Here is a 19,829-nt window from a genome sequence, read left to right as displayed (position 1 = left end):
ATTTAATATGGTAACAATTTATACTACACCAAGCAGTTTAGCCTGTCGTAAAGCAAAAGCTTGGCTTAAGAAAAATGAAATTTCCTACAATGAACGCAACCTATATTCGCAACCTCTTTCTATTGATGAAATCAAAGAGATCTTACGTAAAACAGAGGGCGGAACTGATGAAATCATTTCGACCCGCTCAAAAAAATTTAAAAGCCTGAATATCGATATAAATAATACTCCACTGAATGAACTTTGCAAGCTCATCCAAGATAACCCGGATTTACTTCGCCGTCCGATCATCTTCGACCATAAAAACCTGCACGCAGGATATAACGAAGAAGAAATGGGGCGCTTCCTTCCAAGGAAGGTACGCCATGTACAATTATGGCGTGCAATCAGCCAATTGGCTTGAGCACCGTTCCGTTAAAATGCTTTATACAAGAGGGTTGTCCAATATAATTTGGACAACCTCTTTTTTTATCCTTGATCCGATTTCTCAAGGATGATTGTAAAGGTGGTTCCTTGTTGATTGCTATCCTTCAGGATGAGATCACCTTTTTGTGCTTTGGCGAGCATCTTACTGAATGGCAGTCCCAAACCTAAACCACGCACCTTCAATTTTTTGTTTTCGCCTCGGTAAAATGGTTCGAACACATACTGCTGTTCATGCTCCGGGATTCCGCGGCCGCTATCCTGTACATCAATGCAGATTCGACCCTCATCTTTTTCATAAAGGTCAATCGTTATTTTGCCGTTGCCATCAAGTGCATGCCTGGCATTGTTCAAAAGGTTAATGACGATCTGCTGCATCCGCAAGGAGTCTATTAGACCAAAGAGGGGTTCATCAGGGACTTTGATATCAAGGGCGAATGTTTGCCCATCCTCTTGCGTCACTTGCCAGCGATAGGCGATTTCCTGAACGAATGTATTGATATTTTCTTTTTGCACCCGAATTTTAAATGCGCCTGCCGAGATGGCATTATAATTAAGCAGGTCTTCTATCATACCTTGGAGCCGTTGGGTTTCCTTTAAAGATATATCCAGGAATTCCTTACTCTGCTCACCCGTGACGACGTCATCCTTAACCGCTTGTATCAATCCGCTAATGGAAGTGACCGGTGTCTTCAAATCATGGGTTACCCCTGCAAGCAATTCCGCCCTCAGCTTCTCCATGACCTTCAAGCGATTCGTCATTTCCTTAAATGACTTTATCAGTTCATATATTTCTTCTTCCTTGATCTCTTCTTCTTCTTTAAAATGGATATCATAATTGCCTTCACGAACCTGGACAGCTGCGTTCGCTACATCTTGGATGGGCCGTGAAATCTGCCGCGAAAGGAAATAAATGACCCCTGTCCCCAAAATCAACAGGCCTCCGATCATGATCGCCAATAAGCCATGATCTTGGTTAATTTCCTTTAAAGCTCCTTCTTCCTGGGCAATCACCACCCAGCCTCGCGTCTCATCATTAAAAGTTATCGGGGATTTGACGACATATACTTTATTGTCGGAAATCTTGACTTTCTGAATCAGTTCCGTATTTTTCATGATGACATCTGGAAGTTTATTTTCATCTGGATCGATGTACAGTTGAGGCATCGTATAAATGATGCTGCCATCAGGGTCGACGATATAAATGATGGGCTGCTGGTTCAAATGAAGGATTTTCTCCCTTTCCTCAACAATCTCCGAAAGGATCGGCCCGACGACAATCTGGCCATTTTCCTTTATTGCCCTGTCGGATGTTTCATCAGCTAAGTACTTAAGTAGGCTAAGCCTATATTCCAATGCTGTTTTTTCCATCCACCATAAAGAGAAGACAGACAATAATATTAACCCTGAAATCAAGGTCAGTACGTATCTTTTTGTCCAATAGCGTTGTAAAGTCGTTCTTTTTTTAATTTTCATAGACACTCAATTGATACCCCAATCCACGCAATGTTTTGATTTCCCCCTCAGTTGCAGGCCATGCATCAATGGCCTTTCTGATTCGTTTGATTGCCAGGTCCACGGCGCGGTCGCTGCCATCATAATCCATACCCCACACTTGATCGAGCAGTTGCTCTCTCGTGAAGATTTGATTCGGATGCTTTGCGAAAAAAATGAGCAGCGACAAATCACGAGGCGTCAAGTTTATCTCTTCCCGATTCAATAGCACCGTATAAGACTGATCATCGATGGTTAAGCTCCCGAATTCATGTATATGATCGACAGCATCTTCCGTCCTACGCGATCTTCTTAAAACGGCATGCACCCTCGCAACGACTTCCTCTGCTACAAAGGGCTTTGAGATATAATCATCCGCGCCTGATTTAAAGCCGGATAATCGGTAATCAACATCATTCAGTGCCGTCAGCATGATAACCGGGCATGCATCGTACTCACGGATTTCCTTTAATATATCCCAGCCTTCCTTCCCTGGCAGCATGACATCCAGCAGAACAAGATCTGGGCCCGTCTCTTCAAAAACCGGAATCGCCTTCAACCCATCGTAAACTTGGATTACATCAAAACCTTCACGCTCCAAATATGCTTTCAGCACCATTGAAATTGAAATTTCATCTTCGACTATTAGTATTTTCGTCATTTATGGATTCCTCATTTCTGAACTATTGTGGAATCGTTTTAACTATGGCAACGATTTCAACCATTTGGGCTTTTCCCTCCATCCTATCCTTTTTATGTGTCAGGAATATGTTCACGGCAAAAATTAACGCATGTTTTCACTTCGGATTTGGCCAGTGATACACATCGTTCGGGGAGGCTCCTAGTCCCATCACGTAAGACATCTCTAAGAGGCTGGCTCAGGTTAGAGCCAGCCACCCTTCAATTACATGTCTCGTGTGGATTCGGACACCCCGCATCCTGCCTTTCCACTTGTATCGTACTATGTTCAATTCCAAATTGATCATGAAGCAGTTTTTGTGCTTCTGCTAAAACGGAGTCATGATTACCGCTCTCATCTATGACAACATGACAGCTCATTGTCAAAAAGCCCGAGGTAATCGTCCAAATATGAAGATCATGGACATTTGATACACTGCCCAATTCAAGCAAGGATGTTTTTACATCATCCACATCAACTTGATCGGGCGTACCCTCCATCAATATATGAAAGGAATCCCGCACTACCCTAAATCCGCTGATAATAATTAAGAACGCAACGATGACGCTTGCAATCGGATCTGCTATCCCCCAATCGAAGAAATAAATCAAGAGTGCAGCAGCAATGGCCCCGACAGATCCAAGCATATCACCGATCACATGTAAAAAAGCACTTCGTACATTCAAATTATCTTCCTTATCCCCACTCATCAAAATCCATGCGGCAATGACGTTAACGAGTAAACCGATGATTGAAATCATCAGCATTCCCAAGCTTTGCACCTCTGGAGGATTCACGAACCTCTTGATAGCCTCGACTAAAATGAATACGGATATCACGATCAAGGTCAATCCATTCAAGCAGGCAGCTATGATTTCAAACCGTTTATAACCATATGATTTGGAAGATGTCGCCTTCCTTTCACCCAGCCTTATCGCTGTATAACTAAGCCCTAAAGCTGCCGCATCACTAAGCATGTGGCCTGCGTCCGACAATAACGCCAGACTATTCGTCAAGAATCCTCCAATAACCTCGACTACCATAAATGTGGAGATCAATATGAAAGATGCCAACAACACTTTTTTATTGTTTGAATGATGGTGGTGGTGACCGTGCCCATGATCATGAGCATGCCCGTGATGATGTCCCATTCCATCCCTCCTCCCGGATGTAAAATTTATATATAGTATGGGATAAATTCAGAATGGTCTCAAATGTTTCCTTTGCCTTCAACCATTCAATAACTAAAAATAAACGCTACAGATATTTCCTGCAGCGCTTTTCCCGTTTAACCTTCCTCTTGCATCGTATCATCGACAATGGCATACAGATCCTTATTGAATAATTCATTATTACAGACAAGACTATGCTGTTCCATCTCTTCTTGGTCTGGATTTATTACCCGTTCTTTTTCTTTCATGATTTACCTCCAGCAACAAATGTTTTGCCTATTATCGTATCCCCAGGCATGTACCTTTATGCTGGATAATTCCCCATATTCCATAATCGCTAAACGCATCAAGCCTTCTGTCCGCCATGGAAAGCACGGATGATGAATTCATGCTCGGGTACTTGCAGGCTTTTGTATGACATCAGGAACGATGAATTATCATAGGAAACCTTTTCAATATCCACAGAAATCCCTGTTTTTTCAATCGTAACGATCGCATAAGGAGCCATAGGTTCAAAAGTGCACCCAAGAGAACCCGGATTGAGGAATATCGTGCGATCATTTCGAAAATGATGGGTAGGGTGATGATGTCCAAACCCAATTAAATCGTGATACTGATCTTTAAAAAGGCTTTCTAAATTCGCTAAAGACGGTTCAACTATTTTACTGAATGGATTTTTGCTTATGTGCTCATTCAAATTCTTCGATTCCATGTGATAATGAGTGAAGAAAACGGAGTGTTCATGAATGGTATGCTGAATGGTGCGGGGCAACTCTTCAAGTTTGGTTATGAAATCCGGATGCATTCTTCTCGCTATCCATTCATGATGCTCCTTAACATGAATGTGCCCTGCAGGATGTGGCTCACCGTTTATGATGGCAAGCACAGCTTCATCATGATTTCCAGTCAGCATCGATAAATTTTTCCTGGAAAATAAAAGGTCAAGGACTTCATTAGTAGCCGGGCCAATACTGACCATATCCCCTAAACAATAGATATGAGCTATTTCAGCCATTTGATCGATTTCATTGAGTACGGCTTTTAAGGCTGAAGCATTCCCATGTACATCCGTAATAAGGGCAACCTTCATAAATAAATTCATCTCCCTTCCTCCATCATTCACATGGTGTATTATACCATTCAATTCAAAATCCAAAAAATATTCGGGCTTATTTCCCCTGATCGACCATCGCCCATTTTTAATGAATCAGCAAACACTTCGGCCTAGAATACATAGTATGAAGTATTCCCGGTAAAGATGTTTTGCTAGGTATGTAATTCATAAAAAGTATGAGGAGGAAATTAAATGGGTGGAAATGGTAACGATTGTTGTGGCGGCGGTGGCGGCTGCGGCGGTTTCGATAACGGATTCGCTTTACTGATCGTATTATTCATTTTGTTAGTCATCATTGGATGCAGTTGGGGATTTGGTGGCGGCGGCTATGGCGGCGGCGGTTACGGCGGATTCTGCTAATAAAAACATAAATGAAAAAGGCGCCGGTTTACGGCGCCTTCTTTATTATTGATCGACCTTCAGTTTTTGTCTTTGCTTTTGTTTTTGTGCCTTCATAACGAACCAGATGACGATAAGTGCAATCGGAATAAGCAGGAAGTTCGCATATTGAGAAAAGATCGCTCCTGCCTGTTCCCATCTAGGCCCTAACTTATACCCTAAATAAACATAAGCGCTTGTGACGGGAAGCATGGCCAAATAGGTGAATAAAATGAACTTCCAAACATTCATTTTCAGCATTCCGCATGGAAGGGATACGGCTGTACGGATTCCCGGTACAAATCGTCCAAAGAAAGCAATACCCCCACCATACCTTTCAAAGAACCGATCCGCCTTATTCAACTGCTCATCCTTGATCAAAAAGTACTTCCCAAACTTCAACACGAGCGGTCTCCCGCCATATTTCCCCAAGAAATAAAGCGTCAGCGGTCCCGTTACTCCTCCAATTGAACCGGCAAAAATGGTCAAATATAAATTCATGTCACCTTGATAAACCCAGTAGCCTGCCAGCGGCAATACTATTTCAGCAGGAATGAATTCAAAGGTCAATGCCAGCATCACACCGAAATAAGATAAAGATTTAAACGCTTCGATCATATCCATTATTATAGTTTCCATTGAGATTTCCCCATTTCGCTTATTACATATAATAAGGCTTCGCCTGAATTAGATCGGTAAAGCCCTTGATTTCAAAAAGGACATTTTCCATTGTATCACAAGTTCAATTGCAATTTTCATAATCTATTGCTGGATTCCAATTTCATGATCATGATGATCTTAGATAGAATGCTTAGGGGGGATAAATATGAACTCAATATTGATACAAGTCTATCCTGCAGGATACTTTTATTTCAGACATTATTTTAGTATAAATTATTGAAGAAGGTTTAACCAAAAAAAATGCCGCCTGTAATTTACAGACAGCATCTCCTATAAGTCGGTATAATGCTTCCAGTGTTAAATCATGAAGGGGGTTGAAAACTCAGCTAACCCGTTCTCGATTTGCTTTTTTGCATCTATCATCATCCCATCAAGCAATTCCTGAACCGTGGGAATATCCTCAATCAATCCGGCAACCTGGCCGCTATTCATGAACCCTTTGTTGACATCTCCATTCATCGCACCATATATATGATGAACCTCAGATGTCATTTCACGATAGGTCATAGGCGACAGGCCTTGTTTTTCCAAGTCCAGGATCTTCTCCGAATATGGGGCCTTCAATACTCTCCTCACCTGGCCAACCGATCTGCCCAAAATACACGTATCATTGTCCATCGCTTCAATTAGTTTCTGTTTGTAAGCTGGATGGAAGGGCGCTTCCTTCGTTGCGATAAGCCTCGTTCCTAACTGGACTCCCGAGGCACCCAGCATCAATGCTGCTGCCACTCCCTGACCATTACCGATCCCTCCGGCCGCCAATACCGGCAGCTTCACGTGCTTGCAAATTTGCGGAATGAGGGTAAAGGTCGTCAATTCCAGGTTAGAGTTTATCCCGGCTGCCTCGAACCCTTCCGCAGCCAACACATCAGCTCCGGCAGCCTCTGCTTTTTGGGCGTGCTTGACCGATGCCACGATAGCGATCACTTTTACCTTCTTTTTTTGCAGTGCCGGAATGTAAGGGGCAGGATTTCCTGCCGACAAGGCAACGACAGGTATATCATGCTTCAGGACAAGATTGACTAGCTCATCTGTATATGGACTAACGTTTATCGGAATGTTCAGCGCAAAATTGTTATTGGTTTTTTCCTTCGTTTCAACAACGATGGCTTCCACCTGTCCAGGGGTCATCGTCCCGCAGCCGATTGTCCCAAGGCCTCCTGCGTTGGATACTGCGGCCGCAAGACTCGCATTGCTTATATTCCCCATACCGCCTTGAATGATTGGATATTTAATCGATAAAAGCTCACAAATATATTTCACCATTACCCCTCCCTGTCCATTTAATGTTATACTATAATCATTAGAAAAACAATTCTGACTTTTCAAAAAGGAGCGAGACTATGATTATCCCATATAACAATAAGAAGCCCAGCTTTGATGAAACCGTTTTCATTGCACCTGGTGTCCATTTAATCGGTGATATTTCGATTGGGAAAGAATCGACCGTTTGGTTCAACTCGGTCCTGCGCGGTGATGAGGATTCCATTACCATAGGGGAAAAGTGCAGCATTCAGGACAACTCCACAATTCATTTATTCGAGGGCTGCCCTGTTGTCATCGAAGACGAAGTGACTGTTGGTCATAACGTGATCCTGCATGGCTGTAAAATAGGTAAACGCTCCATTATAGGAATGGGTTCAACGATATTGGATAATGTAGAAGTCGGGGAAGAATGCATTGTCGGTGCGAATACTTTGATTGCCTCCGGCAAAATCATCCCTCCGCGTTCGCTCGTGATCGGTTCACCAGGGAAAGTGGTTCGCAGATTGAATGAAAAGGACCTTGAATTGATCCAGCTTTCAATCGATACATATGTTCAAAAAGGAAAGGATTTCAAAGCGATACTCGATTGATTTTTTCGAATTTTGGTAACCATGGCTTTTCTGTCGTTCATTAACATGTAGAAAAGAGCCCCGGCCAGTAATCAATAGCAACTGGCTGAAGCTCTTTTTCACTTAATGATCAGCGGATGGTCCTTGGCATCATAAGCTTCATCTTTTCGCCATAAATCATTATTTTCCTGAAATACACTTTCGAAGAAGCGGCTTGCCGGTTCAGCCAAAACTTGATAATACTGGCTAAATAAAAGAGCAGCATGGTTACCGTTCCATTTTGAGGGCAAAAGTTCCCTCGGGAGGCCCGGATCGATGAATAAGAACTTACGGTACTCATGCACCAAGTTGGTCCGTTCCACGAAGCAATCCGCATCAGACATTTCCCCCCTGCTGATGATGCTTTGGTGAACGATGAATTGCTTACTGTATTTCTCGATGAATTGTTCATATTTATTTTCAATCTCTTCTAAATGCCAGCTCTTCTCGACAAGTGAATGATTTTCCTTTGGCCCTTTGTATTCGGAAATGAAAAAATCGACATATTCATCGATTTCATATTTCCCGATTAAAAGATCGATTTCTTTTTCGAGATCATTAGGGGAAATCCAGCACCCATTGGAAAAACTGCCAAACCCGCTCCATAATAATTCTTTACGCAGATCATCTCGCAATTGCCGTTTATCTTCAGGAATCGTATACATCAAGATGCGCCATTTCCCATCCCATTCATTCGGTTTCATCTTATAAATGCGATTGGCAGCTTCATCCATTCGCTGTACACCGCGTCCAGTCAAAAAGTAATAGCTTTTATTTCCTTGCTTCTCGGATTGGATCCACCCTTGCTTGACCATGCGTGAAACGGCTACACGCACGCCTTGTTCATTATGGCCGAATTCCTTTAATAAACGAATTAAACTACCTATCCAGATTTTATTTCCATAGTTACGGATATAATCACCGTAGATTGTAAAAATCATGGATTGCGTATTAGTTCCTATATTTCTCACCTCATTCTTTCTGTTGTTACCGTTTTGCCACGGTCATCATAATAATTATTATATCCCGTTAAGCGGAAACTGCAATGTCATTTACCGGTAAATTGCGGTTTTCTTCGTTCACTGAATGCGCGGAGTGCCTCCAACCTGTCTTGAGTCGGAATGGTCAGCTCATAGGCTTTTCCTTCTATCGCCATCCCTGTTTGCAAATCTGTATTCATTCCTTGGCTAATCGCATATTTGGCTTGATTGACTGCAATCGGTCCATTTTTCATGATTGCTGCCGCCAGCCCTTCACAGGCTGATTGAAGCTGCCCTCTTGGCACGACTTCCAATAGGATCCCTAATTGTAAAGCTTCTTCTGCGGTCAGTTTTTTAGCAGTAAAGATTAATTCCTTCGCCTTCATTTCGCCAATCAATCTAGGCAATCGCTGTGTACCGCCTGCACCGGGAATGATTGCCCAGCCTGTTTCGGTAAGTCCTAAAGAAACGCCTTCTGCGGCAATAGCAAAGTCACATGACAGCAACCATTCAAAGCCGCCCCCCAATGCATAGCCATTGACGGCTGCAATGGTTGGCTGCGGCAGCCCGGCGATGCTAGTAAAAACATCGCGGATCAGTTTAACATTTCTTCTTACTTCCCCATCATTCAAACTCTTTCTCTCTTTTAAATCCGCGCCTGCGCTGAAAGCTTTTTCCCCTGCCCCCGTGAAAATGACCACACGTATGTCACTGTCCAGATAAATCCCATCGATGACTTTCTGCAGCTCAGAAAGTGTCTCATAGTCGAAACAATTCAATACCTCAGGTCGATTGACGGTAATATAGCCGATTTGATTGTTCATTTCATAAATGACATTAGACATGATTTCTCTCCCCCTTTTCCAACTCAATCCTCTTCCATATTTTCGATGATCGCGGAAATACCCTGCCCTACACCGACACACATCGTCGCAAGGCCATAACGCACATTCCGCTTTTTCATTTCGTGGACAAGTGTTGTTAATATACGTGCACCGCTTGCACCGAGGGGGTGGCCAAATGCGATGGCCCCGCCATTGACATTCACTTTTTCCTGATCCAGCTTCAATTGGCGGATGCACTCTACGGCTTGAGAAGCGAATGCCTCGTTCAATTCAATCAGGCCAATGTCTTCAATCGCTATCTTCGCCCTCTCCACTGCTTTTTTAGTCGCATGAATCGGACCAAGGCCCATAATTGACGGTTCCAATCCGGCTACCGCGCCAGCCACATATTTGGCCATAGGCTTCAATCCAAGCTCGCGCGCCTTTTCTGCACTCATCACCAGCAAGGCAGAGGCTCCATCGTTTACACCAGAGGCGTTACCTGCGGTTATGGTTCCCCCTTTAAAGATCGGTTTAAGTTTTTCCAGCTTTTCGATCGTCGTGTCAGGTCGAGGATGTTCATCCTTAATGAAGATGCTCTCTTTGCCCTTTCGATCGGTAAACCTGACTGGTATGATTTCATTGAAAAACCGCTCATTTTCCACTGCATATTTGGCTCGCAGCTGACTCTGGAGAGCGAATCGATCTTGTTCTCCCCTTGAAACGGAAAAACGCTGGGCGATGTTTTCCGCTGTTTGAGGCATGGAATCCGCACCAAACATTTCTTTCACCTTCTCATTCGTAAAACGCCAGCCGATCGTCGTATCTTGGAGCTCCATCGCTCCCCGAGGAAATTCACTTTCAGGTTTGGCCATGACAAATGGCGCCCGTGTCATGCTCTCGGTGCCGCCTGCAATATAAATCTCTCCTTCTCCTGCAGCTATTGAACGTGCAGCATACATGACGGCATCCAGTCCAGATCCGCATAATCGATTAATGGTCGTTCCGGCCACAGTTACGGGAAGACCGGCCAATAACGCGGACATTCTTGCTACATTGCGATTGTCCTCCCCTGCTTGATTGGCATTGCCGAAGATGACATCATCAATTTGCTCTGGCGGAAGTGCCGGATTGCGATCCGTCAGTGCTTTGATTACTATGGCACCGAGGTCATCCGGGCGAACACTCTTTAAAGCTCCTTTATATCTCCCGATTGGCGTTCTTACAGCATCGACGATCACGACATCCTTCATTTCCTCACCAGCTCTCCATCTTTTGTATAATCATAAACGCCCCTGCCGGACTTGCGGCCAAGCCTGCCTGCTTTAACATATTGTTCAAGGAGGGGGGCCGGGCGGTATTTTTCACCTAGTTTACTATGTAAATATTTTAAATTATTCAACCGGGCATCCAATCCGACCAAATCTCCAAGCTCGAATGGACCCATCGGATAATTAAGTCCTAGCTTTATGGCCTTATCGATTTCTTCAGGAGTTCCTAAACCCTCTTGAAGCATATAGAAGGCTTCATTACCAACGAGACAGCTGATCCTGCTTGTCACGAACCCGGGGAATTCATTGATGACCACGGTCTCTTTCCCCATTTTTGCGGCAACTTCCCTGATCATGGCTGCCGTTTCATCACTTGTTTCAAGTCCGCGTACAATTTCCACGAGCGGCATCTTTTGGACAGGATTAAAGAAATGCATGGCAATCGTTTTTTCGGGCCGTTTGCAATAAGATCCGATTTCCGTCGGGCTCATGGTGGACGTATTCGTTGCAAAGTAACAGTCTTCTTTTGCATGCTGTTCAATCGTTTCAAAAACGGCTTTCTTAATTTCCGCTTTTTCCGGAACAGCCTCTATAATCAAATCTGCAGCTGCTGCCGCTTCTTTCAGATTCGTAGAATAGGAAAATCTGTTTTTTGCATAATCCGCTTCTTCCTTCGAGATTTTTTGATAGCGGATGCCCTTCTCGAAAATGGAATCGATTTCGTTTCTTGCACCTTCCAATGCAACTTGGTTCACGTCGACCAATATTACGTCAAAACCTCCAGTTGCCCCTACGTAGGCTATGCCCCTGCCCATGACCCCGGAACCGACAATCACTAGATTTTTAATCATTAATAGTGCCTCCTTTTATTGAAAGATGGCCGGCCACAACGAATCAGACCAGCATTCATCCATACGTGAATTACTTATCCGGCAATCGTTTTGCCAGCCATCTATTTATATTCGATTATATGCCGAAAGGATTTAAGGGACGGCTTCCGTAAAAGGAAATGATGCTTTTCGTTTCTGTATAAAGATCCAGTGTTTCAATACAAAGCTCCCGCCCGAACCCTGACTGTTTATATCCTCCAAAAGGTGTTCCAGGAAAAGCGGAGAATGGGCAGTTCACCATGACGATCCCCGCTTCGATTTGATTGGCAACCCTGGTCGCACGGCCGCCATCCTTGGTCCAAAGCGCTGAGCCCAGACCGAACTCTGTATCATTCGCGAGTTTGATGGCCTCTTTTTCATCTTTGAATTTCATAATGACAACAACGGGACCGAAAATTTCCTCTTTCACCACATCCATATCGTGATTCACATTAGCGATGACGGTCGGCTCAAACCAATAGCCGCCTTCAAATCCTTCAATGACCGCCGGCTTTCCGCCTGTAAGGATATCCGCACCATCAGCAATGGCCGATTGTACATAATTATTGATGACATCCAATTGTCCTTGATCAATGATGGCACCGACATGCGTTTCTTTATCGAGCGGATTGCCCAATTTCAATTTCTTCGTCTTTTCTACGAACTTGTCAACGAAATCATCGTAAATGTCTTCATGCACATATAGGCGCGATCTCGCCTCGCAAGATTGTCCCGTATTGTAGAAAATGCCGTATAGGGAACCATCGATAGCTGCTTCAAGGTCGGCATCATCAAAAACGATATTAGGAGATTTTCCGCCAAGCTCCAATGTCACCCTCTTTAATGTTTGGGAAGCCTTGCCCATGAGGTCCCTTCCGATTGGCGTAGAACCAGTGAAGGCGACCTTATTCACGTCAGGATGCTCGACTAAGTAATTCCCTACGTCCGCTCCAGGACCTGGAATGATATTGACCACTCCGGACGGAACACCAGCTTCCAAACAGATTTCCCCTAAGACTATGGCAGTCAGCGGCGTTAAGGAAGCCGGCTTCACGATGACCGAGCAGCCAACTGCAATTGCAGGGGCAATTTTCCAAGCTGCCATCATCATTGGATAATTCCAAGGAATGATCTGGGCACAAACACCGACTGGCTCTTTCTCGGTATAATTATGGAATTGGCCTGGTACATTATTGACAGATCCGCGGTGCGCAACTAAAGCACCTGCATAAAATTCAAAATCCTCTATTGCCTGCATGACCTGGCCCTCCGCAGCCGATATGGATTTCCCACTGTTCAACACTTCCAACTCAACCAATTCATTGAAGCGGGAACGCATGATTGCTGCAATCTTGTTCAATACACGGGACCGTTTATTAATCGGGGTTTTCTTCCATTTCCCATTATCAAACGCTTGACGTGCAGCTTGAACCGCCTTTTCCGCGTCTTCTTTAGTGGCTTTTGCCACTTTGGCGATGATTTCTCCAGTGGCGGGATTGCACGCATCGATAGTCGATCCATTAGAGCTTTCCATTCTTTCACCATTGATGATTAGGTGGTAATAATCACGTTTCGTTTCCGCTTTTTCAAATGCCGCCTCTTGAACTTTAGCCATATACTCCCACTCCCTTTTTATATTACTTTCCTATGAATTGAGCTTTCCTTTTTTCCGTGAATGCTGCCACACCTTCAGCAAAGTCCTGCGTCAAGCCGGCAATTCGCTGACCTTCCGCTTCTTCCGTTAAGTATTCATCCAATGTAAGGTGATAGGTTGCCTCTAAGTATCTTTTGATCAAGCCGATTGCTTTCGTCGGTTTAGCAGCTATATTCCCTGCAAAGGCTTTCAATTGCTCGTTCCATTCACCCACACCGATGACTTTTGTTGCGAGTCCGATGGATTTTGCCTCGGAGGCAGAGACCTTTTCTCCCAACAAGGATAGTTCCAAGGCTTTCGCATGGCCAACGATTCGCGTGAGGTAGTACAGGTTTCCTGAATCCGGTATCAAGCCGATATTGACAAAAGCATTTATAAAACTGGCATTTTCAGAAACAAGCCGGAAATCGCATGCAAGAGCCAGGCTGAATCCCGCTCCCGCAGCCACACCGTTTACTGCCGCAATGATTGGTTTTTCGCAGCCCGCTATTTGCTGCATCATCGGGCCGTAGTCTTCACGCAGCACTTGACCTAGATGCTTGCTTTCATCCACTTCCGATAAATCCTGTCCCGAGCAAAAGGCCCTGCCTTCCCCGGTGATGATGATCGCACGTACATCATCAGATCCCGCAGATGCTTTGATCGCTTTCTTTATTTCAGAATTCATTTGGGAAGTAAAGGCATTCAATTTATCAGGACGGTTCAAAGTAAGCCAAGCGATTCCATTTTCAACCCTATATGTGATCGTTTCGTACATAGAGCACTCCTTATCCGCCTGTGAAGTTAGGCTTTCTTTTTTCAACAAACGCACTCATTCCTTCTTTTTGGTCCTTTGATGCAAACAGAAGGTAGAAGTTCTTCCGTTCAAATTGCATGCCTTCATATAAGGAATGATCAACGGCTTTATTGACGGATTCTTTAATGAGCCTTACAGCTAAAGGTGGTTGCTTCGCAATCTTTCCCGCTAAATCAACCGCTTCTTCCATTAACAACTCAGGAGCGACGATTTTATTAATGAAACCATACTGCAGAGCAGTCTTTGCCTTGATTCTTTCAGCCGTCAATATCCATTCAAGTGCTTTCGTTTTACCTACCAGCTTCGTCAGTCTTTGAGTACCACCTGCACCAGGCATCACTCCTAGCGTCACTTCCGGAAATGAAAACTGTGTGTCGCTAGCGGCAATCAAAAAATCGCAGGATAATGCAAGTTCAAAACCGCCACCGAACACAAAACCTTTCACTGCACCAATCACTGGCTTCTTGACTAGGCTTATTCGGTCCCAATCGGCAAATTGGTTCATTAACTCCAGGCTGACGGGGTTGTCATTCACCATCTCTTCTATATCAGCTCCAGCAGAAAATGCTTTACCATTGCCCGCCAGCACAATCACTTTCACTCTTAGATCAAGATCGTATGCTTCCATAGCAGAAACGATTTCTCTGATCATTTTCCTGTTAAGGGCATTCAGTTGCTTCGGCCGGTTTAGAAAGATGTATCCAATCCCTTCCTCTATCGACGTTTCAATGAATTGAAGCGCATTCATTTTATTTCTTCACCAATCATCATCGTGACAAGTTTCCCTGCAAATCCCATTAAATCTTTCCCTGATGCTTTTCCTTCCGGCGAACGCATCCCTTTTTGCAAGGCATCATGGTCTTCATAATACATTTCACATAGAATGTGATATTCAGAGTCTTTGCCCATTGGAGTCCCCACTATTTTAGTGACCTCCATTTTTTTAAGACCAGGGATTTTTTCCGTGATCGGGCCATGGACATTGAAATAGTGCTCATCGAATGCTTCCTTGTTTTCAGGTTGTTTGTATAGGGCGATTAGTTTTACCATTTAGAAAACCTCCATTTATTAGATCATTTTTATCATCGGTTTCATTGCTTCGAACGGGTTTTTACATGCTTTGCAATATAAAATGCTGCGACAAGCCGTTGGGCCGAATATGTTCTCCATCGTGACATATGCCGATTCACAATATGGGCAATCTATATGCCACGACCCATCTTCTTTCATTTGTCTGGGAGGTGGAGATATTCCGAAAACCTTCAATCCAGCTTTCCCCTTTTCCGTAATCCGATCGGATGTCCAGGATGGCGAGCGTAAAAATTCCACGGTTACATTTTTCACTAGAACAAGCTGTTTTACAGCGGTTTCCACATTTTTTTGAATGATTGACAATGCCGGGCACCCAAGAAAAGTCGGAAGCATTTTAACCGATACGTCGGAGCCTGAAACCGTCACTTCTTCAACCATCCCCAAATCCAATATACTCACTGTATCGATTTCGGGATCTTTAACGTCTTCCAGAAGCTTATATATATCATCTGCGTTAATCAGTACGGTCGACATGTTATCCCTCCCCTACTTTTAATGATTCACCATGAAGCCGCTTTATCGGAAGCATACACTTCGCTTAACGTTTCAAGCGCCGTTTCCAAATCCTCCGTATGCACACCATTACGTCCATCACCTTTGGCCATTCCCAATTCAAATGTTGTAGCTAAGCCTACACTTTCAAAAATCGGAGTGACGGCATCGACCCATTTCTTCTGTAAGGAAGCCTCGCCCTCTATCAAGCCAAGCTCCACCATTTCTTCGCCATATTGCCCAAATGAAAACACGCCCGCGAAATCGGGTAAAGTTTTCTCAATGGCTGCTTTCATTCTCGAAACCGCTTCCATGTGATTGGAACCAATCAATTGGACGAACCACATTTTCCAATGCATCAAATGATAATAAAGCTCCATCTGTACCTTTTGTGCCACTTCAGCCAGCGGTTCATATGAACTTGATTGCAGAGATTGGATCTTGATCGCTTTAGCCTGGGTGTAAAAATAATTCCGGACCACAGCAAAGGCCCAATCATAATCGGGGTCTTTCATATAATATCCGGGACCATTGACAGTTTCGAGGATGATGGCATTACGCCGTTCTTTAGCAGGACGAGCGTGAGCAAGCCAATCTGCCGTTCCCTCACCGGTTTCTTCCAGTAATTTATAAAATATCGCTGCATGCCCCATCGTATCTTGGGCTATCGAGGAAGAGGCAACATCTTCTTCGATATGCGGTGCGAGTCCCAGCCATTCAGAACCGCGATATGCATGGATAAAATCATCATCAGCCAATTGATAAAGCAATTCCTTGATTGCCATGTCCTTCAATGAATCATTCTCCATTTTCCACGCCTCCCGCCCAAGACATTATCTCTTTTTCATCGAGCATTTCCTGCTCGTACTTCCGCCATTTTTTCTTTAAATATCCATATCCTTTCGTGGTCCTGTAATCTTTATTATCCATACGCTGAAGCGTTTTCTTCTCCTCGGCCGTCATTTTCCGTATATTCTGCCTTTTAACCACCCAGATATCATCGACTGCTTCACGTCTCATGAAATTCTCCTGAGCCATCATGATCGCAATATCCTCGTTTGGGGCAAGCAGGCTAAAGTGATATTGGACGGGTGAGGATTTGGTTTTACGGCTAAATACTTCAAATTCTTCAAAGAAGTTTTTTTGTCTAGCTTCCATATCGTCCTTCCCCTTCCTTAGATGACCTCCGGCGCTAAGGCTTCCCGGACCCATTTGTTATTTTCATAGGAGATTCTTCGAAGACTTAAGCGATCCTGTGACCGGGGACCTTCATTCCTAGCCAGCACCTTCAATTTACTCCAATCAGGCTGCTGGTAGGTCCAGTTTTTTGATTTTTCATCAAATTGAAGGGTTTCATCAGGTACGGTATAGCCAAGCGAAAGTATTCGCTTTACATACTTGGAAAAAAAGGCTTGGCGAAGTTCTTCATTCGTACTCGTTCTGATTCTGTACCTGATCGTTACATCCTGCTTGGAGGAGCCTACCTCTTTTTTGCTTGGAGGTCCAAAGAAGAGCAACAATGATTCCCACCAATAATTGATGGAGTCCTGAACTAATTTCCTTTGTTCTTTCGTACCTTCGGCCAAGGCCATGATTATCGCCTCGCCATGCTGGGCATGAAAAACCTCTTCGGCACAAATACGGTGTAGCGCACGGGAATATGGTCCATATGAAGCGCCTAGCATATTCGTTTGGGAAATGATCGCTGCCCCATCAACGAGCCATCCAATCAATCCCGCATCTCCCCAGGTTTTGGCCTCCATATGAAAAACGTTATGAAACTTTAAATCTCCATTAAACAAATCTTGCATAAGGTCATCCCGTTTTTTGCCGGATGGCTTTAGCAAATCCTCGACGACACGAAGCAATAATTGTCCATGTCCCATTTCATCCTGTACCTTTGCCATGATTCCAAGCTTTCGATTCAAGGTCGGAGCTTTAGGCACCCATTCCTTCTCTGGGAGCGCCCCCATTATTTCACTGATGCCATGCATGGAAATTAACTTGATGAGAGTCCCTCGGTAATCTTCAGGCATCCAATCATCAGCTTCTATCTTTTCCCCAGCTTCGATCCTGGCAATAAAATGATTCAGCCTTTCTTGTTCTGCCATATCATTTAAAAGAACATTCATCCAAAACACCTCTCACTAATTAATTCATAACGTATATTTAACGTTATTATATTTTAATGTTATATTAAATGCAAGATTATTCCGTATTTTTCCTTAATTAAGGAAAACATAATGAGACAAACCTTCATTCAATGGCCATTTTCGAATGCCGGCTTTTCCACTTTGATTGATTCAGATGGACAGCTTCCAACGCTTCATCGAACAATTCATCGGCGACTTCCATAGCTCCCTCAACTTCATCCAGAATCATGAAAGCCGCTCTTCGTTACCGGGTTTGATAAATACTTTCATCGCTGACTACTGTTAGCGTTTCTCCAAACACTCTGATGATCCTATATTATCAATCACATACTGAGAATTTCACCTTTTCGTTTATCAACAACACGAATCGCTTTTCCTTCCGAGCGGGGAATGCTTTTCGGGATATTAACTACGATTTCAATCGTTACTAAGCAGGTCGATTTCATTTGCTGTTGGAGCCTTTTCTTTAATTTCCCGACATTTTGATGAGCTAGATCTCCCTCGATTTCCCGGTAGAAACCGCTCTCGATTTCTATATGCAGTTCAACGCTATCCATCTGCCCCTTATTTACGAGGTGAATCTGATAATGCGGCACAATTCCTTCCATTTGGAATAACACACGCTCGATTTCAGAAGGAAATACATTCACTCCTCTTACTATGATCATGTCATCGGTCCTGCCTTTAACACGTGACATTCTTGTGGTCGTCCTCCCGCATGTACACGGCTCACGGGTTATCGAGGCAATATCACCCGTCCGGTAACGAATGATTGGAAGCGCTTCCTTCGTAAGGCTTGTAAACACAAGTTCTCCATCCTCGCCGTCGTCTACACGTTCAAGGGTATCGGGATTAATGACTTCAACGAGGAAATGATCTTCTGCGATATGAAGACCATTCTGAGCTTCATGACATTCTATCGCAACACCTGGCCCCATGATTTCACTAAGACCGTAAATATCCATCGCTTTCAACTTCAATTTTTTCTCAAGTGTCGCTCTCATTTCCTCTGACCACGGCTCAGCTCCAAATATTCCATATTCAAGTCCATTATCGGCTGGATCAAGACCCATCTCTTCCATTTTTTCTGCAATATTCAAGATATAAGAGGGTGTTCCACAAATGCCACGCGGTTTAAAATCATTGATGATCGTTATTTGACGATCGGTGTTCCCGCCTGAAATAGGCACGGTGGCAACCCCTAGCTTCTCTGCACCGCAATGGAGACCAAGTCCGCCCGTGAACAAACCGTATCCATATGCGTTATGGAATATGTCTGACTTCCGTCCTCCGGCAGCTACAATTCCGCGAGCGACGATCGTAGCCCAGTTTTCCAAATCGTTTTTCGTATATCCCACTACGGTAGGTTTCCCGCTTGTACCTGATGAGCCATGAATCCGTGATATTTCTTCCATCGGAACGGCGAATAACCCGAAAGGATATTGATCACGGAGGGTCTGTTTTTTTGTGAAGGGTAGTTTCGTCACATCGTTCAGCGTTTGAATATCTGTCGGATCAAGACCCATTTCTGAAAATTTCTCTCTGTAATATGATACATTTTCAAAAACATAGCTTACCGTTCTTTTCAGACGTGTCAATTGCATACTTTCCATTTCAGCACGGGTAGCCGTTTCAATCTCGGGATTGTACATGGTTTCAGTCCCCCTCTTTGTTTACTCGTTTTCAGTCACACTAATAAATAACGATATTTTAACGAAAAACAAATTAACGTTATGCTTCATTTCAAGATTAATACGGCAATTCCACCTTGTCAATATTGTTTTTTGAATTTAAAGAATATTTAAACTTTAATTGCGCAAAATTTCTGTTTATGATAATTTACATTGGAATCGGAATTTGTTCAGCAAAAGACCATTAGGGAA

The 19,829-nt window shown here is 43.8% G+C and carries 24 protein-coding genes; 3 read left to right on the top strand and 21 right to left on the bottom strand.

Annotated features, from left to right (window positions below):
• Positions 1-7: 7 nt before the first annotated feature.
• Positions 8-403, top strand: a complete 396-nt coding sequence (gene spx, locus ABE28_RS05190) for a transcriptional regulator Spx (RefSeq protein ID WP_064466738.1) — start codon at positions 8-10, stop codon at positions 401-403.
• A 65-nt stretch (positions 404-468) separates the two neighbouring features.
• Here spx and ABE28_RS05185 read toward each other — a convergent pair whose 3' ends face one another.
• The 5 genes from ABE28_RS05185 to ABE28_RS05170 all read right to left on the bottom strand — a co-directional run bounded on the left by ABE28_RS05185 (position 469) and on the right by ABE28_RS05170 (position 4,870).
• Positions 469-1,899, bottom strand: coding sequence for a HAMP domain-containing sensor histidine kinase (locus ABE28_RS05185; protein ID WP_257390798.1), 1,431 nt, complete (start codon positions 1,897-1,899; stop codon positions 469-471).
• The gene (locus tag ABE28_RS05180; protein ID WP_064466740.1) at positions 1,889-2,578 is read right to left on the bottom strand and encodes a response regulator transcription factor; all 690 of its coding nucleotides are present in this window, start codon (positions 2,576-2,578) and stop codon (positions 1,889-1,891) included. Before ABE28_RS05180 ends, ABE28_RS05185 begins: the two co-directional genes overlap by 11 nt.
• 239 nt (positions 2,579-2,817) lie before the next feature.
• A complete protein-coding gene (locus ABE28_RS05175) occupies positions 2,818-3,747 on the bottom strand; it encodes a cation diffusion facilitator family transporter (RefSeq protein ID WP_064466741.1) in 930 nt (309 codons plus the stop codon).
• Positions 3,748-3,884: 137 nt separating this feature from the next.
• Positions 3,885-4,016, bottom strand: coding sequence for a hypothetical protein (locus ABE28_RS25655; protein WP_257390722.1), 132 nt, complete (start codon positions 4,014-4,016; stop codon positions 3,885-3,887).
• A gap of 98 nt (positions 4,017-4,114) precedes the next feature.
• A complete protein-coding gene (locus tag ABE28_RS05170; protein WP_257390721.1) occupies positions 4,115-4,870 on the bottom strand; it encodes a metallophosphoesterase family protein in 756 nt (251 codons plus the stop codon).
• Positions 4,871-5,074: 204 nt separating this feature from the next.
• Here ABE28_RS05170 and ABE28_RS24375 point away from each other — a divergent pair, with 204 nt between their 5' ends.
• Complete coding sequence (locus tag ABE28_RS24375; RefSeq protein WP_083231952.1) at positions 5,075-5,242, top strand: YjcZ family sporulation protein; 168 nt, start codon at positions 5,075-5,077, stop codon at positions 5,240-5,242.
• 45 nt (positions 5,243-5,287) lie between these two features.
• Here ABE28_RS24375 and ABE28_RS05165 read toward each other — a convergent pair whose 3' ends face one another.
• The gene (locus tag ABE28_RS05165; RefSeq protein ID WP_064466742.1) at positions 5,288-5,899 is read right to left on the bottom strand and encodes a DedA family protein; all 612 of its coding nucleotides are present in this window, start codon (positions 5,897-5,899) and stop codon (positions 5,288-5,290) included.
• 339 nt (positions 5,900-6,238) lie between these two features.
• Positions 6,239-7,204: an NAD(P)H-dependent flavin oxidoreductase gene (locus ABE28_RS05160; protein WP_156775916.1), complete on the bottom strand. Its 966-nt coding sequence runs from the start codon at positions 7,202-7,204 to the stop codon at positions 6,239-6,241.
• Positions 7,205-7,284: 80 nt separating this feature from the next.
• On the opposite strand from ABE28_RS05160, the gene ABE28_RS05155 reads away from it, so the two are divergent.
• Complete coding sequence (locus ABE28_RS05155) at positions 7,285-7,797, top strand: gamma carbonic anhydrase family protein (protein WP_064466744.1); 513 nt, start codon at positions 7,285-7,287, stop codon at positions 7,795-7,797.
• 98 nt (positions 7,798-7,895) lie between these two features.
• Here ABE28_RS05155 and paaX read toward each other — a convergent pair whose 3' ends face one another.
• From paaX to ABE28_RS05090, 14 genes are all read right to left on the bottom strand, one after another.
• Positions 7,896-8,756: a phenylacetic acid degradation operon negative regulatory protein PaaX gene (gene paaX, locus ABE28_RS05150; protein ID WP_064466745.1), complete on the bottom strand. Its 861-nt coding sequence runs from the start codon at positions 8,754-8,756 to the stop codon at positions 7,896-7,898.
• Between the two features lie 107 nt (positions 8,757-8,863).
• Positions 8,864-9,640 (bottom strand): enoyl-CoA hydratase-related protein, encoded by a 777-nt coding sequence (locus tag ABE28_RS05145; RefSeq protein ID WP_064466746.1) that lies wholly within the window; start codon positions 9,638-9,640, stop codon positions 8,864-8,866.
• Between the two features lie 23 nt (positions 9,641-9,663).
• A complete protein-coding gene (locus ABE28_RS05140) occupies positions 9,664-10,872 on the bottom strand; it encodes an acetyl-CoA C-acyltransferase (RefSeq protein ID WP_064466747.1) in 1,209 nt (402 codons plus the stop codon).
• Complete coding sequence (locus ABE28_RS05135; RefSeq protein ID WP_064466748.1) at positions 10,869-11,741, bottom strand: 3-hydroxyacyl-CoA dehydrogenase; 873 nt, start codon at positions 11,739-11,741, stop codon at positions 10,869-10,871. Before ABE28_RS05135 ends, ABE28_RS05140 begins: the two co-directional genes overlap by 4 nt.
• A 115-nt stretch (positions 11,742-11,856) precedes the next feature.
• Entirely contained in the window at positions 11,857-13,374 is a 1,518-nt protein-coding gene (locus ABE28_RS05130) for an aldehyde dehydrogenase family protein (protein ID WP_064466749.1), read from the bottom strand.
• A gap of 22 nt (positions 13,375-13,396) precedes the next feature.
• Positions 13,397-14,170 carry an enoyl-CoA hydratase-related protein gene (locus ABE28_RS05125; RefSeq protein ID WP_064466750.1) on the bottom strand — a complete coding sequence of 258 codons (774 nt, stop codon included), beginning with the start codon at positions 14,168-14,170 and terminating at the stop codon, positions 13,397-13,399.
• Between the two features lie 10 nt (positions 14,171-14,180).
• The gene (locus ABE28_RS05120) at positions 14,181-14,957 is read right to left on the bottom strand and encodes an enoyl-CoA hydratase/isomerase family protein (RefSeq protein ID WP_064466751.1); all 777 of its coding nucleotides are present in this window, start codon (positions 14,955-14,957) and stop codon (positions 14,181-14,183) included.
• Positions 14,954-15,259 (bottom strand): EthD family reductase, encoded by a 306-nt coding sequence (locus ABE28_RS05115; RefSeq protein ID WP_064466752.1) that lies wholly within the window; start codon positions 15,257-15,259, stop codon positions 14,954-14,956. The genes ABE28_RS05120 and ABE28_RS05115 overlap by 4 nt, the downstream gene beginning before the upstream one ends.
• 18 nt (positions 15,260-15,277) lie before the next feature.
• Complete coding sequence (gene paaD / locus ABE28_RS05110) at positions 15,278-15,775, bottom strand: 1,2-phenylacetyl-CoA epoxidase subunit PaaD (protein ID WP_064466753.1); 498 nt, start codon at positions 15,773-15,775, stop codon at positions 15,278-15,280.
• A gap of 26 nt (positions 15,776-15,801) precedes the next feature.
• A complete protein-coding gene (paaC, locus tag ABE28_RS05105; RefSeq protein WP_064466754.1) occupies positions 15,802-16,602 on the bottom strand; it encodes a 1,2-phenylacetyl-CoA epoxidase subunit PaaC in 801 nt (266 codons plus the stop codon).
• Positions 16,592-16,951, bottom strand: coding sequence for a 1,2-phenylacetyl-CoA epoxidase subunit PaaB (paaB, locus tag ABE28_RS05100; protein ID WP_064466755.1), 360 nt, complete (start codon positions 16,949-16,951; stop codon positions 16,592-16,594). Before paaB ends, paaC begins: the two co-directional genes overlap by 11 nt.
• A 17-nt stretch (positions 16,952-16,968) precedes the next feature.
• Complete coding sequence (gene paaA / locus ABE28_RS05095) at positions 16,969-17,925, bottom strand: 1,2-phenylacetyl-CoA epoxidase subunit PaaA (RefSeq protein WP_064466756.1); 957 nt, start codon at positions 17,923-17,925, stop codon at positions 16,969-16,971.
• Positions 17,926-18,049: 124 nt separating this feature from the next.
• Positions 18,050-18,175, bottom strand: coding sequence for a hypothetical protein (locus tag ABE28_RS25650; RefSeq protein WP_257390720.1), 126 nt, complete (start codon positions 18,173-18,175; stop codon positions 18,050-18,052).
• 94 nt (positions 18,176-18,269) lie between these two features.
• Entirely contained in the window at positions 18,270-19,598 is a 1,329-nt protein-coding gene (locus tag ABE28_RS05090) for a phenylacetate--CoA ligase family protein (RefSeq protein ID WP_064466757.1), read from the bottom strand.
• Positions 19,599-19,829: the final 231 nt, after the last annotated feature.

Origin of the sequence: Peribacillus muralis, from assembly GCF_001645685.2 — a bacterium.
Lineage (GTDB): Bacteria > Bacillota > Bacilli > Bacillales > DSM-1321 > Peribacillus > Peribacillus muralis_A.
This window is presented reverse-complemented; position numbering and strand designations above follow the sequence as displayed.